This window comes from Paenibacillus sp. PsM32, assembly GCF_030433815.1.
Lineage (GTDB): Bacteria > Bacillota > Bacilli > Paenibacillales > Paenibacillaceae > Saccharibacillus > Saccharibacillus kyungheensis.
Window position 1 is genome coordinate 58,811 of the sequence record NZ_JARUWY010000010.1, and the last position, 14,918, is coordinate 73,728.

General features: G+C 37.8%; 14 protein-coding genes. 12 read left to right on the forward strand and 2 right to left on the reverse strand.

Annotated elements, in window-relative coordinates:
* Window positions 1-86: 86 nt before the first annotated feature.
* Window positions 87-1,061, reverse strand: coding sequence for a glycoside hydrolase family 43 protein (locus QCD85_RS17770; RefSeq protein ID WP_273615991.1), 975 nt, complete (start codon window positions 1,059-1,061; stop codon window positions 87-89).
* A gap of 342 nt (window positions 1,062-1,403) precedes the next feature.
* On the opposite strand from QCD85_RS17770, the gene QCD85_RS17775 reads away from it, so the two are divergent.
* The 3 genes from QCD85_RS17775 to QCD85_RS17785 all read left to right on the forward strand — a co-directional run bounded on the left by QCD85_RS17775 (window position 1,404) and on the right by QCD85_RS17785 (window position 5,146).
* The gene (locus tag QCD85_RS17775; RefSeq protein ID WP_204824337.1) at window positions 1,404-1,826 is read left to right on the forward strand and encodes a chemotaxis protein CheW; all 423 of its coding nucleotides are present in this window, start codon (window positions 1,404-1,406) and stop codon (window positions 1,824-1,826) included.
* Window positions 1,827-2,392: 566 nt separating this feature from the next.
* A complete protein-coding gene (locus tag QCD85_RS17780) occupies window positions 2,393-3,217 on the forward strand; it encodes a hypothetical protein (protein WP_367317662.1) in 825 nt (274 codons plus the stop codon).
* A gap of 162 nt (window positions 3,218-3,379) precedes the next feature.
* Window positions 3,380-5,146: a glycoside hydrolase family 43 protein gene (locus tag QCD85_RS17785; protein ID WP_301263412.1), complete on the forward strand. Its 1,767-nt coding sequence runs from the start codon at window positions 3,380-3,382 to the stop codon at window positions 5,144-5,146.
* A gap of 173 nt (window positions 5,147-5,319) precedes the next feature.
* On the opposite strand, the gene QCD85_RS17790 is transcribed toward QCD85_RS17785, so the two are convergent.
* Window positions 5,320-6,156 carry a sugar phosphate isomerase/epimerase family protein gene (locus tag QCD85_RS17790; RefSeq protein ID WP_301263413.1) on the reverse strand — a complete coding sequence of 279 codons (837 nt, stop codon included), beginning with the start codon at window positions 6,154-6,156 and terminating at the stop codon, window positions 5,320-5,322.
* A 266-nt stretch (window positions 6,157-6,422) separates the two neighbouring features.
* On the opposite strand from QCD85_RS17790, the gene QCD85_RS17795 reads away from it, so the two are divergent.
* The 9 genes from QCD85_RS17795 (at window position 6,423) to QCD85_RS17835 (ending at window position 14,907) form a co-directional block, all read left to right on the forward strand.
* Entirely contained in the window at window positions 6,423-7,097 is a 675-nt protein-coding gene (locus QCD85_RS17795) for a phospholipase D-like domain-containing protein (protein WP_301263414.1), read from the forward strand.
* A 214-nt stretch (window positions 7,098-7,311) separates the two neighbouring features.
* Complete coding sequence (locus QCD85_RS17800) at window positions 7,312-8,541, forward strand: glycoside hydrolase family 43 protein (protein WP_301263415.1); 1,230 nt, start codon at window positions 7,312-7,314, stop codon at window positions 8,539-8,541.
* Window positions 8,542-8,653: 112 nt separating this feature from the next.
* Window positions 8,654-9,154, forward strand: coding sequence for a CBS domain-containing protein (locus tag QCD85_RS17805; protein WP_301263416.1), 501 nt, complete (start codon window positions 8,654-8,656; stop codon window positions 9,152-9,154).
* Between the two features lie 162 nt (window positions 9,155-9,316).
* Window positions 9,317-9,868 carry a GNAT family N-acetyltransferase gene (locus tag QCD85_RS17810; RefSeq protein WP_273615998.1) on the forward strand — a complete coding sequence of 184 codons (552 nt, stop codon included), beginning with the start codon at window positions 9,317-9,319 and terminating at the stop codon, window positions 9,866-9,868.
* Between the two features lie 30 nt (window positions 9,869-9,898).
* Window positions 9,899-10,399, forward strand: a complete 501-nt coding sequence (locus tag QCD85_RS17815; RefSeq protein WP_301263417.1) for a GNAT family N-acetyltransferase — start codon at window positions 9,899-9,901, stop codon at window positions 10,397-10,399.
* Window positions 10,400-10,416: 17 nt separating this feature from the next.
* Window positions 10,417-10,953 (forward strand): GNAT family N-acetyltransferase, encoded by a 537-nt coding sequence (locus QCD85_RS17820; protein WP_301263418.1) that lies wholly within the window; start codon window positions 10,417-10,419, stop codon window positions 10,951-10,953.
* Window positions 10,954-11,092: 139 nt separating this feature from the next.
* Window positions 11,093-12,907, forward strand: a complete 1,815-nt coding sequence (locus QCD85_RS17825) for an AraC family transcriptional regulator (RefSeq protein WP_301263419.1) — start codon at window positions 11,093-11,095, stop codon at window positions 12,905-12,907.
* A 100-nt stretch (window positions 12,908-13,007) separates the two neighbouring features.
* Entirely contained in the window at window positions 13,008-13,994 is a 987-nt protein-coding gene (locus tag QCD85_RS17830; RefSeq protein ID WP_301263420.1) for an ABC transporter substrate-binding protein, read from the forward strand.
* 208 nt (window positions 13,995-14,202) lie between these two features.
* Window positions 14,203-14,907: a response regulator transcription factor gene (locus QCD85_RS17835; RefSeq protein WP_301263421.1), complete on the forward strand. Its 705-nt coding sequence runs from the start codon at window positions 14,203-14,205 to the stop codon at window positions 14,905-14,907.
* The last annotated feature ends 11 nt before the right edge of the window (window positions 14,908-14,918 follow it).

Consider the following 14,918-nt stretch of genomic DNA (forward strand, 5'->3'; position numbering starts at 1 on the left):
CCGTATCCATATCGTTGTCTCTCTTTATAAAAGAACAAAATCTGTATTTAAGAACATCTGTATTTAAAATCAAACAAAGCCTTTATTTATGAACGAACAAATCCTGCATCAGGAACAGGTTTACCAAAATTCGGTGTACCATCTTCATTCCATGTAATCACTTGTGCGCGTGTATGACGGTTAGGATCATATAGCGGATCGCCTGTAATTTCAGTGTAATTACGTCCATGATAGACAAGTACATCATGTTGATCATCTTCTGTACGAGTAAAGCTATTATGACCAGGGCCATATTGTCCATTTTCAGCAGCACTTGTAAATACTGGTTGTGGTGATTTGTGCCATGAGCTCGCATCTAACAGATCGCTATTCTCGTCAGCAGTCAGTAGACCCATGCAATAGTTCTCATCGGTAGCGCTTGCAGAATACGTAATAAAGATTTTACCGTTACGTTTGAGTACAGCTGGCCCTTCATTTACAAGGAAACCAATCACTTCCCAATCCAGTTCTGGCTTGGTCAACATCGTATATGTTCCTTTAAGTGTCCACGGATTTTCCATTTCTGAAATGTATAGATTGGAGTTGCCCGGAATATCATAATCACGTTGTGCCCATACATAATACAATTTCCCTTGATGTTGGAAAGTGGTTGCATCTAGAGCAAAAGATTCCCACGCTGTAACAACTTGTCCTTTTTCAACCCATTGACCTTCCAAAGGATTAGCCGCATCTGTCTCGATCACATACATACGGTGATTAAACGTACCATTCACCGGTTCAGGTACATCAGCAGCAGCAAAGTAGATATACCATTTCTCATTAATATAATGAAGTTCTGGAGCCCAGATTAAGTTGCTAAGAGGTCCCTGATCTGGTTTGCGCCATACGGTTACCGCAGGAGCATCTGCTAATCCTTGAATCGTCTGAGCACGTCTTACGTCTAGTCGATCATATTCAGGTACAGAAGCAGTGAAATAGTAATATCCATCTGTATGTTTGTAGATCCATGGATCAGCACGTTGCTCCACAATCGGATTTTTGAATTCAGGTAAGTTGGTCATGATATCGTCTCCTTGAAGTGAGGTATAGCATTATCCTGATTTCTTTTCAGGTAACGCTTACAAATTTAATATTAAAAATATGTACGTACATTTATAGTTTATATAAACATTAATAATAAACTGATACATACACTAATTTTCTAAATAGTAGCACTTATTTAAACATATTTCAAGAATATTGATCAAATTAGATCATATACTTGTCTGCAATCGTTATTTTTCAGTGTTAAATGTACGTACATGTAGATAGATCAAGAAAGTAGTAAAGAATATGAACCATTTGGTCGATAAAGTATATATATAGGCAAATGTCAGATTATATTGTTCGAGGAGCTAATCATAATGAAAATCGAATTGATCGTATTTTATGTAGCAGGTCAAGCTTACGCTATTAACTTTAATGAAATTGATGAAATTCAAACTGCTAAAAAAGGAACACCATTGCCATTTTCAGAAGATTGGCATGAAGGATTAATTACAATTCGTGGAGCATTATATCCGTTGGTTAATCTGCGTAAAGTACTAGCTGTTTCTTATGAAGAACCTAAAGAAACAGACAAAATGATTTTGCTTCGCCGTACTCGTGTTGCTTTATTGGTAGATGAGTTAGACAACACAGCAACTGTAGAAGAATCAGAATTAAAAGAAAATCCAGAAGCAAATAGTCGCGATATTTTACCAAATGCTTTTGAAGTGAATGGCAAAATTATTCCGATCGTTAATGTAGAATCTTTGTTGTCTTATACACGTAACGCGTACGTCTAAACATATGCTTAAGTAACAGAGCATCATATTTTGCATTTACAGCAAATAAAAAAGCGCCACATGCTTATTGCAGGGCGCTTTTTTGTACTTTAAATAGTACATAAGGATGTACTTAATATTTTTTGTATTAAGAAAGTAATGATTCTGTACCCTCTACATACATTTCTGTACCGCTAATATGAGATGCTTGATCAGATCTGTAACGCTAATGTAAGATACCTGATCAGAAAGTAAGAAAAATACAAGATTAACCACTTGCTCGGATGTTGTTTCTCGGATGTTGTTTATAGACAATATCAGCCAGATTCCAAGAACTGTACCACCTGTTTGTTCTATTTCTTGAGCGGTCTGTTAAGCTGTACTATGAGTTGCTGTATGGTGAATGATAACCATGTAAATGAAGTCAATCAAAATGATAAAATAAAGATATTTTTATTTATACGCCATTATTTCGAGCGCAAAGTTCCTTAATTGACGAAACCGGTATTAACTACTAAAATGGCTGTATTCTGAATAGATGAGAAGTTCACTATACTCAAAAATATATCAAGGAAGGTATGATGATCATACATACAATATTGTTTGTGACTGATTTATATTATCCCGCCAAAGGAAGAAACTATTATGAAGAAGATTTGTTTTTAACCTCAAAATTAAGAGAAACTTTTCATCTGGTTATTTGTCATCCCGAAGATATTGAAGCATTTGAAGATCATACAGATTTAATCGTTTTTCGAAATGCAGGTCCTGTTGCTAATTTTAAAGTCAAATACGAAGCATTTCGTAAACGAGTTATTGCTAAACATTTAAATACGTATAATTCGTTGGATGGAAAAGCGGACATGAACGGGAAAGAATATTTGATTGAATTAACAAATGCTCAATTGCCTGTTATACCGACTATTGATACTATCGATCATTTGGACAAACTTCCTCACGGGCATATGTACATTATAAAACCTAAAGATGGAGCAGATTCAGTTGGATTAAAGTTTGTTGAAAAAGATAAACTGGTTGAAGAAGTGAAGGCTCATTCAAAAGATACATTAATACAGCCATTGATCCATTTTGAATATGAAGTTTCTTTTTATTTTATTGATAAACAATTTCAATATGCGCTTTATGCACCTGATAAAGACAAGCGATGGGAATTAAAAGAATATACACCTACTGATAAAGACTTGCATTTTGCTAAACGTTTTATTGAATGGAATAATATCCATTGGGGTATTCAACGAATTGATGCCTGTCGAAATGAACAAGGAGAACTCTTGCTAGTCGAATTAGAGGACTTAAATCCTTATCTGTCTTTGCTAGAGCTGTCTGAAGAAAAGCGGAATAACTTTGTAGAAGTGATGAAAGATTCTTTGCAAAAGGCTTTAAAAGGATAAAGACAAGAAGTAGTTCAATGAACTGCTTCTTTATTTTTGTAATTAAAAATATATCTTTTAACTTATATTGTAAGCGTATACTTTTAATTCAATACAGAATCAGGTTATGATAGAAGTAGAAATGAACACGTTAACAAAATAGATTATAGGAGGAAGTTAAAGATGAGCTTACGTCCCAATGAATCATTTTACAACAATCCTATTATTCATGAAGATTATTCCGATCCTGATGCTATAGCTGTAGGTGATGATTTCTACATGGTAGCTTCTAGTTTTGCACATGTTCCGGGATTACCGCTACTTCATTCTACCGATCTTGTGCATTGGAAATTGATTCATTATATTTTGCCTGAGCTCCAATTTCTTGAAAGATCGTCTGATTATGATCTACCCAGACATGGAGAAGGCGTATGGGCACCCAGTCTTCGTTATCACAATGGGCGCTTTTGGGTATTTTTTAGCACACCGGATGAAGGGATATTTATGTGTTCCGCCAAAGAACCAACCGGCCCATGGACAGCACCGCATTTATTGAAAAAAGTAAAAGGGTGGATCGATCCATGTCCATTTTGGGATGAAGATGGTCAAGCGTATCTTGTTCATGCTTTTGCTTATAGTCGTACAGGGATTCGAAGTAAGTTACAAGCATTCCGTATGAGTGCAGATGGTCGTGAACTTCAAGGGGAAGGGCAGATCATTTATGATGGTGGATTAGTGCATCCAGTTATGGAAGGGCCTAAATGGTACAAACGGGAAGGCATGTATTACATATTTGCTCCTGCGGGCGGTGTCAGTCATGGTTGGCAAGTCGTTTTGCGTTCGGAGCATATTTTTGGGCCTTATGAAGATCGAATTATACTTCAGCAAGGCAATAGTCATATCAATGGCCCTCATCAAGGAAGCTGGGTAGAGACGACAGCGGGAGAATCGTGGTTTTTACATTTTCAAGATAAATACGCTTATGGGCGGATTACTCATCTTCAACCGATGGAGTGGAGTGATGGGTGGCCGATTATCGGGCAATATCAACAAGGTGATACAGCAGGCGAGCCGGTAGAAATGTGGCGTATGCCTGTTGTTCCTCGGTCGACAGCATCTGAAGATTCCTTGAGTTCCCGTTATTCATTGTATGATGAACAGATTCAACTTATCAGTAGAGCGACTATGGCATTTGGATTACAGTGGCAATGGCAAGCTAATATTCAACCAGACTGGTATGCTAACGATTATGAACATCAAGCAATACGATTATATGCTTGTGCATTTCCTTCTCAGTTAGCAAATGTGACTGATCAAGCATTATTGTATGAAGCACCCCAATTGTTATTGCAAAAATTACCTTCGACAGATTTTACAGCAACGACTTGTCTACACATTTATCCTCAATCTATTACCGAACGATTCGGAATGACATTATTTGGACGAACATATACGTATTTAGCGATAGAGAAGAATGCAGAGCAACAATATCGATTATCGTTGATCCGAGGTTATACCCATCAAGATGAAGATGGACAAGAGCTAGAGCATCCTGTAGAACAGGAAGTGTGGCATACTATACTCGATGATCTGGAAGCCATTTCTTCACAACCGTATATGCCTAATCCTATCTATATGCGTGTATCGGTATGGTTAGACAATGAATCAACCCATCATTTGTCACCGATCAGTGATGCGAGGGAAGATCAGATTCCAGTCTCGATTCTGCATGCTGCTCAATCTCAGTTTAGTTATAGTCTGGACGGTACGAATTTTGTAGATATTCCATATGTAGCATCAGTTCATCCAGGGCATTGGGTCGGAGCCAAAGTAGGGATATTTGCAGTTGATCTTAACAAAGTTAGTGAAATAGTCCAATCAACAGATCAAGATCAAGGGACGATAGGATATGCGGAGTATAGTCTTTTTGTGATAGAGCAACAGAGTTAATATAACAGATTAGTGCACATAGTATAATTTGATTGTTGCACGTTCATTATAGCCATACACCAGACTTCTTAGGATAAGCACAAGAAGTCTGGCGTATGGCTTATTTATGGTCGACCTTATTTGTATATATTATCGTCTGCTATTGGTATGAAGCGGTAACAATCAATGTCTAATCAAAGGGTAGAGATATTGCGAAATACATGATCAAATCCACGTTGGGAACGCTCCCATAATAAACTTGTCGAATCTGTTGGAGATTCTTGGGTTAGAATTTCTTGCGTGACCACGCCTGTATAGCCGATATCTTGTAAAGCTTGTAGAAAAGCAGGCAGATCAATCACACCTTCAGCAGGATATAGCCGATCATTATCGAGAACTTGATCAAGTGGTACGTCTTTGGCATCATTAATATGCACATGGACAATCTGATCTGCGCGTAATTGACGAATATCATCTGCTGTAAATTCAGTGGTATAGCAATGATAAGCATCGACCAACAAGCCAACATTACTACGATCGATCCCATCAATCATTGTCAGTGTATCTGCAACCGTATGAATAAAGGGATGCTTCCACGCAGTACGCAAATGATGAGGGCCTACAAATTCCAGTCCCAGTCTAATACCGTAAGCATCTAAGATCGAGGCAATCTGGCGCAGACGTACAATACTTTGTGCCATGTAGGTAGCAGGCAATTCATCTGTTGCAGGTAAAATATATGTACAACAAGATTTACATCCAAGCAAAGAAGCATGATAAGCGGTGACAGCAAGTGATGTTAATTGTTCACGAAAAATAGCATCAGTCTGACGCCACTCTACAGCTAGACCGATAGACCCTACGATAACATGGTGATCTTCCAGCAATTGACGGGTTCCTTCCAGACCATGATCAGCAATTAGTGTATCTGCATTGATATCTACAGCACCGAATCCATACTTACGAGCAGAACGTACTAATTCCTCTGTTGACATAGAACCTAATCCAGCCTGACTTATTCCTTTAATCATTGTATGTTCATCTCCAAATTGTACAGGATGGTTATACTATTCGTGTTGTAGAGACTGAACTCCTGTATGATATCCAGATTATAGGGTATATTTTGGTGCAATTTTGATTACAAAGATCATTCGTTTATAATAAAAGGTATTGATTTGTTGGCAAATTGCAGTAAAAGCAGTCTCCTTGGTGCCAATCATAACAATACGCTCACAAATACAATGATAGGGATGAGCATAGAACGAATTTGTTTTACAAAGAAAGGATTTTGCAAATTATGACTATATTACGTCGCAAATTCTGTCTGATAGGTATTCTTTTGACGAGTACAGTATGGATAGTAAGTGCATGTTCCAATACGTCAAAAACGATCTCTCCTGAAGTCTATTCTGTTCCACTACATGAGAACTCCAGTTATGTCTCTTCTACAAATATGGAATCTTCTCCATCGGCTTCTACAGATGCCAAAGCAAAAGCAGGCACAACGATTGATTATGTATTTACTTCGGAAGGGCAGAAGCCCGATCAGTTGATTATAAATCTGATCAATCAATCACAAGCTACATTGGATGTAGCGATTTATAATTTGTCACGTGAATCGATTATTCAAGCATTGGTAGAAGCGCAAAAGCGTGGTGTACAAGTGCATATTTTGACAGACAAAACAAAAGTAGAAAAAAAATCTCAGATCAAAGCGTTACAAGCCTTAGTGGATGCAGGAGCAATCATCAAAATTAATACATTTGAAGGCAAAATGCATGAAAAAATGCTAATTGCTGATCGTAAAATAGCAACAGTAGGATCATTTAATTACACAGATGAATCGAGCGAAGAAAATGATGAAGTATTAGTAGCTATCCATGATACTAATCTAGCAGAGCAATGGGTTACCATTTTCAATAATATGTGGAATGATGATAAACGATATCAGATATGGACAGCAGATAAGTAAGATTTATCAATCGGGAACTGATTGTTAATTTATTTCAAATAGAGCTATGTATGATAGTGAGTATCGCCATACTATTGAAAATTTCAATATTCCTTTTATTGTATATTTGACTTAAAAAATGGTTTTTACTACAATAAGAAAATATACTTCCTGTGTGGGGAGTATATTTTTATTCATTTTTGTAAGCGTATACAAAATAAAAGGAGGCAACGTTATGAATCTATGGTCTACAAGGAAAAAATGGGTACCCCTTGTCTGCGGGTCAATATTATTGTCTTCACTCATCATGCCTGTACAGATGTCCTCGGCGGCAAGTTCTAGTACTTCATCAGAAATGAATATAGCTGCCAATACGTCATTTACGCCCGGTGCAGTCTGGAATGATACCAGCGGTGTACCTATTCAAGCACATGGTGGAGGCATACTGTATAACCAGCAAGATCAGACTTACTACTGGTATGGAGAAGATAAAACAAATGGATATCTACCTGCTCGTGGTGTTCATGTGTATGCTTCCAAAGACCTTTACAATTGGGAGGATAAAGGGCTAGCTTTGACAGCGATTGAATCGGAAGATGATTTTACAAATGATCCGTTGATTTCTAAGCTATATGCTGGACGTAAAGATACGGCTAACATACTTAACGATATTGGAACAAACCGAATCATAGAACGCCCTAAAGTAATTTATAATGAGAAAACTGGTAAATATGTAATGTGGATGCATACTGACGGGCCAAGTGCTACATCGACAGCGAACTACGCCAAAGCTCAAGCAGGATATGCATTATCTGATTCACCTACAGGGCCTTTTGTCTATGGAGAAGGGCATCGTATGGATCGAGCTCCCAAAGATGCAGAATATAATGGACAACCGGATCAACCCGGTATGGCAAGAGATATGACTCTTTTTAAAGATGATGATGGAACAGCATATCTTGTCTATTCCAGTGAAGAGAATTTGACGATATATATTTCCAAATTAAATGATTCTTATACTGATATTACTGGCTGGCATAAAGAAGGCAACGTAGAGCGTGATCAAGAGTATCAAGCTGTATATGGTGAAGACTATGTACGTGTATTCCCGGGTGCGCAACGTGAAGCACCTGCGATGTTCAAGCATAATGGCAAATATTATATGGTGACATCAGGAGCAACAGGATGGGACCCGAATGTGGCTAAGTATACAGTAGCAGATCATATTTTTGGCCCCTGGGCACCTTTGAAAAACTTTGCACCTGCGAGTCAAACAACATTTGATTCTCAAAGTACACACATTCTTCCGGTAGAAGGAGCACCTGGTACATTTATTTATATGGGAGATCGCTGGAAAAAAGATAATCTCAAAGACTCCCGTTATATCTGGTTACCGATAGAGATTGCTGATGATGGATCTATCGTGCTCAACTGGCGTGATCAGTGGACATTAAACGATAAATAACGTTGTCTAGTTAGCTATGATTTACATCTATTTCACATGATTCGTTATCGCCTTTAATCTTAGAAGAGTAGGATAAACATAAGCTCTTATTACAGAAAGAAGGCGATCAATCATGATTAGTCAGATGCTGAAGCCCTTACTGAGACAAGTTAAGAAATATGAAGTCACTCCTATGCAGACAGCTACTATGCCTGAACCGCCTCATGAACCTGAAGAGACATTGACCCTGACCGATCTTCTTCGTAGTGCTCCTCACGTTACAACCAAGCAGACATGTGAACAGACATTGAAAGTTATGTTCAGTTATCCAGAAGCTGAAAGTATTGTTGTATGCGATAAGCTACATCGTCCGGTAGGGTTAGTGATGTGCGGTCGTTTTTTCTTTCGAGTTAATGGACGTGCAGGAATGGACGGATTCTATATGCAGCGTGTAGTCAAATTAATGACTCAAAAACCTCTTATCGTGGATGTAAGAGCTAGTGTAAGTGATGTGCAACAGCAAGCAGAGCAACGCGCTGAATATTTCCGCAATGATAGTATTATTGTTACGGAGCAAGAACGTGTATTAGGTATTATTACAGCGACTGATCTACGCCACGGATATCGAAGTTAACAAAGAGCAGTTCTTATTATTTCATTCTTACTATAATGTTAATGAAAGCTGTCCAAAAGGGCGGTTTTTTTGTATATTATTATTCAAGATTTGGTAATCACGCTTGAAGCACATATATGGTAAAATACATATAACCTATTTCAATCAAAGGAGCAGATACATATGAAAATTGAAGATATTTTTGGAGAACTGCCTGTATTGGAAACGGAAAGAATGATTTTGCGTCCGATTACGATGGATGATGTAGAAGACATGTATGCTTATGCTTCCGATCCAGAAGTCACTCGCTATGTCACCTGGCACGCTCATCAATCGATAGAAGAAACCAAACAATTTATTTCATTTTTGCTAGGGAAATATGCAGAAGGTGCTGTTTCTCAATGGGGTATTGAACATAAAGAATCCGGTCGCTTAATCGGAACAATGGGATTTATTAATTGGAACACCAAGCATTTCAAAGCAGAAGTAGGGTATGCGCTCTCCAGAGAATTTTGGAATCGCGGGTATACTTCGGAAGCGATGGAAGCCATTCTTGACTTTGGCTGGAATCAGATGAAGTTGGTACGAATTGAAGCACGTTGTATGCCGGATAATATCAATTCTGCTCGTGTGATGGAGAAGGTTGGTATGAAGTATGAAGGCTTAATGCGCAAAAACTTATATGTCAAAGGTAGATTTCACGATGCCAAAATCTATGCTATTGTTGCTGATTAATACGCTTACCTGATCAAAGGAGTTTGTTCTATGACTATTTCTACTACAGTAGAGTTAACATTATATCGTCCTGAATATCTTGCAGACCTGACTCAATTTCATTTGCCAGAAGAACAACTTCAATTTACAGCTTTACCTGTCGATTCATTAGAAGAAGCGCTGACTGATCCTCAGCGTTATCCGATAGTGATTATGGCTGAACGTGAAGTGGTTGGTTTTTTTGTGTTGCATACAGGACAGGGCATTTTGGATTACGATGATTATACAGATACTCTACTTGCAGAAGTGATTCTGATTCGAGCATTATTGATCGATTCTCGATATCAAGGTAAAGGGTATGCCAGACAAGCGATGGAGTTATTACCAGCATGGGTTAGATACCATTTTCCATTTATCCATGAGTTATTATTAGCAGTTAATGAGCGTAATCTAGCTGCGCAACATACTTATACGGTTGCAGGTTTTAAAGATTTGGGTCATCGTCCTATAGGATTAGCAGGCCCTCAACGGATAATGCATTATTTTTTGTAAATGGAGGCGTCGTTAATATGAGTGTCGTTCGATTTGAACCGATCGAAGAACAGCATTTGCCTGAAGTGCTGTCGATTTATAATCATTATGTAGAACATACAACAGTCTCTTTTCACACAGAGACGTTATCACTAGAACAGATGCGCGTACAGATTATGAATGTACCTACTCATTACAAATCATATGTGATTATAGATGAACCGTCTTCAGATACCGAATCGGCGTCTTCTTTATCTAGCTCCGGTATTGCTGGATACATACTGATGACTCAACACAAAAATAAGCAAGCTTATGATGTGACCGCAGAAGTCACTGTATATCTCAAGCCCGGACAGACGGGACGAGGATTAGGTGGCAAATCTCTTTCTTTTCTCGAACAAGCGGGTATCGACAGTGGATTTCATGTACTGATTGCGACAGTTTGTACCGAAAATGTAAACAGTATCGCTTTATTTGAACGTTATGGTTATGAGAAATGTGCACATTTTCGTGAAGTCGGTTATAAATTCGGTCGTCGCCTCGATATTGCAAGTTACCAGAAAATTATCGGTTGATTATAGTGGGAAAGAACAATAAAAGTCTTAATTACATTTGAATAGTATAGTGATAATGAAAGTACCTGCTGGATTGAGGTACTTTTATTACACCCTGTAGTCCTTAACTTGTAGTCCTAAAATGAAAGGAATGTAGATCATGTTTTTGAAAAAGCAAACCGTACACAAACAGGGGCAACAGTATACTTATTATCGTATTGTAGAATCTTATCGAGACGAACAAGGCAAAAATAAACATCGTACTGTTAAATACATAGGCAGATTGTCAGATGAAGAAGTGGTTACGATCACCCGTCAATTAAAAGAAAATGCATATCCATTTGTAGAAGGAAATAGACTATCCCATCAGGAGAACAAGCAACAGACTCATATGTTATCCAGTCAAGTATGGGTTCCTTTATCATTGACGATTATGACTTATTTACCAGCCCATCTTAAAGAATGGATGGTAGCTGAACACGATACTCTTATTATTGTAAAAGAAGGACAAGCAGAAGCACAGATTCAAGGTAGCCGCTTACCGATCCATGCCAATCAAGTTTTATTTTGCCCTGCTGGAAGTGGTGTCTTTCTGTATAATGTGTCTTCTCAACCGCTGCAAGTGTTCAAATTAATATTTACATCTCATGATCCAAGTTCTTCTAGCTGGTCTACTATGCATCTACCTTCTATTATTGCGACACATTCGCCTTTGGAAATTCAGCGATTATGCAAAGAATGGTTAGAGCTGACCGAGTATTCAAAAGAAATGACAGTAGAAAAGCAGATCTATAGTCAGTTATTATTTTACCAATTGCTACATCTGATATGGAACGATCAGTCAGTCGCTACTGAAGCCAGCCATCTGACACTGATCGAACAAGCTGTTCATTATGTAAAAACGCATTATCGTGAAGAGATTCGTCGTGATGTTATCGCTGCTCAATTAGGAATTACACCTGAACATTTTTCAAGAATATTCCGTAAGTATAAAGGTTGTTCTTTTACCGAGTATGTATACCGCTTACGTATGAATATAGCTAAAAAAGATTTGCAGTATTCTAGTGCAAGTATCAGTGAAATTGCCAAACGTAATGGATACCCGGATGAGCATTATTTTAGTCGACGGTTCAAACGATTATTTGCTTTATCACCCAAGCAGTATCAATCTGCTAAAAAGCAGTATGCTGCATGGAACTATCCTTTTACAGCCATGTTATTGCATCTGAATATCGTTCCTCAAGCAGGTTATCTTGAATCATGGAAATGGGACATCTATCATCGTAAGCTTGATCTCAGTACTATGAATATCTTGCATACTGATCTAGATCAATCGATCCAGCTTATGAATGTGTTACAGCCTGATCTTGTATTTGCTTATCAAGACAATGCAGGTAAAGAAATGCTTGAAGAATATGTGCCTTTACAGACAATTCGAATTGACGATTATGATTGGAAGCAACAATGGATATGGTTAGCTGAACAAGTAGGAAAAGTAGAGCAAGCAGAGCAGTGGTTGTATGACTGGGATGATCAAGTAGAGCAAGCGAGAACATATTTAGCAAGCCATATTCCATCTGATCAGACTGTAGGCATTTACAAAATTGTCTCTGAAAAAATATATGTATACGGGGATCAGCGAAGTATGGGCGGGCCCCTTATTTATCAAGAGTTAGGTCATCAGCCACCTTCAATCGTACAAGAACGTATTATCGATCAGCATATCATTTGTCAGCATATTGAAAGTTCGGAACTGAATGAGTATGCAGCCGATCATATGATTGTGATTCATTATCCGATAGAAGGGGAAACGGCTGCGCTGATCGAACCTGTTATACAATCAGTAGCATGGTCTCAATTACCAGCTGTACAGAACAAGCAAGTGTATATGATGGATCGTAATATTTTTTATGGATTTGATCCTTGTTCACTTGAAGCTCAATTACAGTTGTGGTTACAACAGTTCCCATCATGATCGTCATAACAAATGATCATGTTTGTGCATAGACGCAATAAATTAAACTTGATATGATTCCAACTGATAATGATTATCAATTAAATATCAGGGGGAAATTATGAATTATTGGATAAAGATAAGAAAAAGTATGATGTCGTATACGATATTGTTGCTAACCGTGGCCTTGCTTGCAGCTTGTAGTAACAATAATAAAGTGTCATCTGTAGATGCTACCAACACAGCAACATCAGCTTCTACAAGAACGGTAGAGACTGCAAAAGGGCCTGTTACGATTCCAACCCATCCACAGCGAGTCGTATCCACATATTATCATGGTACATTAATTGCACTTGGCATTACTCCAGTAGGCGCTAACAAAGAATGGTGGATGGGCAGTCCATTTTTGAAAGAGCAAGAAAAAGGCATAGCAGATATCGGTACACCTACATCTTTAGAAAAAGTAGTTGAACTAAATCCCGACTTAATCATTATTAATGATTTTGATGTGGAGAAGTATGATGAATATTCCAAAATTGCACCAACGATCTATATTCCTTATACGGCATATCACAATCCTCAAGAAGAGATTCAATTATTAGGCAAATTATTAGATCGACAACAACAAGCACAAGCATGGTTAGATCGTTATCATCAGACAGCGATGGAAGCCCGCGAACAAATCAAAGATATTGTAAAACCCGGACAAACAGCGACATTATTGAATGTACGTGGCAAAAAATTGGCTGTGTTGGGTGAGAATTATGGACGCGGTGGATATGCTATTTATGACGCGTTGCAATTAAAACCTTTAGATATTGTAAAAAAAGAAGTGATTGATAGTGATGCTCAAATTAAAGATATTTCATTAGAAGCATTACCTGAATATGCGAACTCTGATTATATTTTTATCTGTTTTAACAATGAAACTGAACAAGCTGATATCAGTTCAGTACTGGATAACTCACTCTGGAAAAACTTACCCGCAGTGAAAAAAGGTCATGTCTATACATTGCCGTATGATGTATTCTCTTATTATGATCCTGAATCTATTATCGGGCAGATTGGATTAATCAAAGATATGCTGATAGATAACAAAAACTCTTAAACTCTTCATTTTATGATTGTTATTTTCAAAATAAGATTACAAGATACTTGATATAGCTATAGAGAATGATTTCTCTTGCTGTATCAAGTATCTTTTTTTATTGGGTTATTAGTTAGCGCAACAACTGAATTTCGTGAACATAGCATGGTCTGTTATGATAAAGGATAAGTGAAAACAGAGTAGATACAGCAACAAGGAGGAACAGAGATTGAAAGAACATATTTTAATCGTAGAAGATGAACATAAAATTTCTCGACTGCTACAGATTGAGCTTGAAGCAGAAGGGTACGATATTTCACAAGCTTATAATGGCGCGCAAGCATGGGATTTGTATCAAGAAAGTACGTATGATCTGATCTTATTAGATGTGATGCTTCCTGAAATGAATGGAATCGAAATCCTTAGACGTATTCGTGATATGGGTGGATTGACACCAGTTATTTTATTAACTGCCAAAAGTTCTGTTGAAGATAAAGTATCTGGCTTAGACTTGGGAGCTAACGATTATATTACGAAGCCTTTTCAGATTGAAGAATTATTAGCTCGTGTACGAGCCGCTCTACGTCAGCGTCCACAGTCTTCGGCTACAACAGATCACAATGAAGATGGTACATGGTTAACGGTAGCTGACCTCAAGCTAAATGAAGGAACAAGAGAAGTGATCCGAGGCGAACAACAGATAGAACTTACTCCGCGTGAATTTGATTTACTAGCTTATCTGCTCAAAAATAAACGTCAAGTGCTTAACCGCGATCAGATTGTGACCGCTGTGTGGGGGTATGATTATTATGGAGATACCAATGTAGTTGATGTCTATATTCGTTATGTCCGCAAAAAAGTAGATCAAGATCCTGAGCGGGAACTTATTCATACTGTTCGCGGAGTAGGGTATGTGATCAAGGATAACAGTTAGAAGAAAGGATA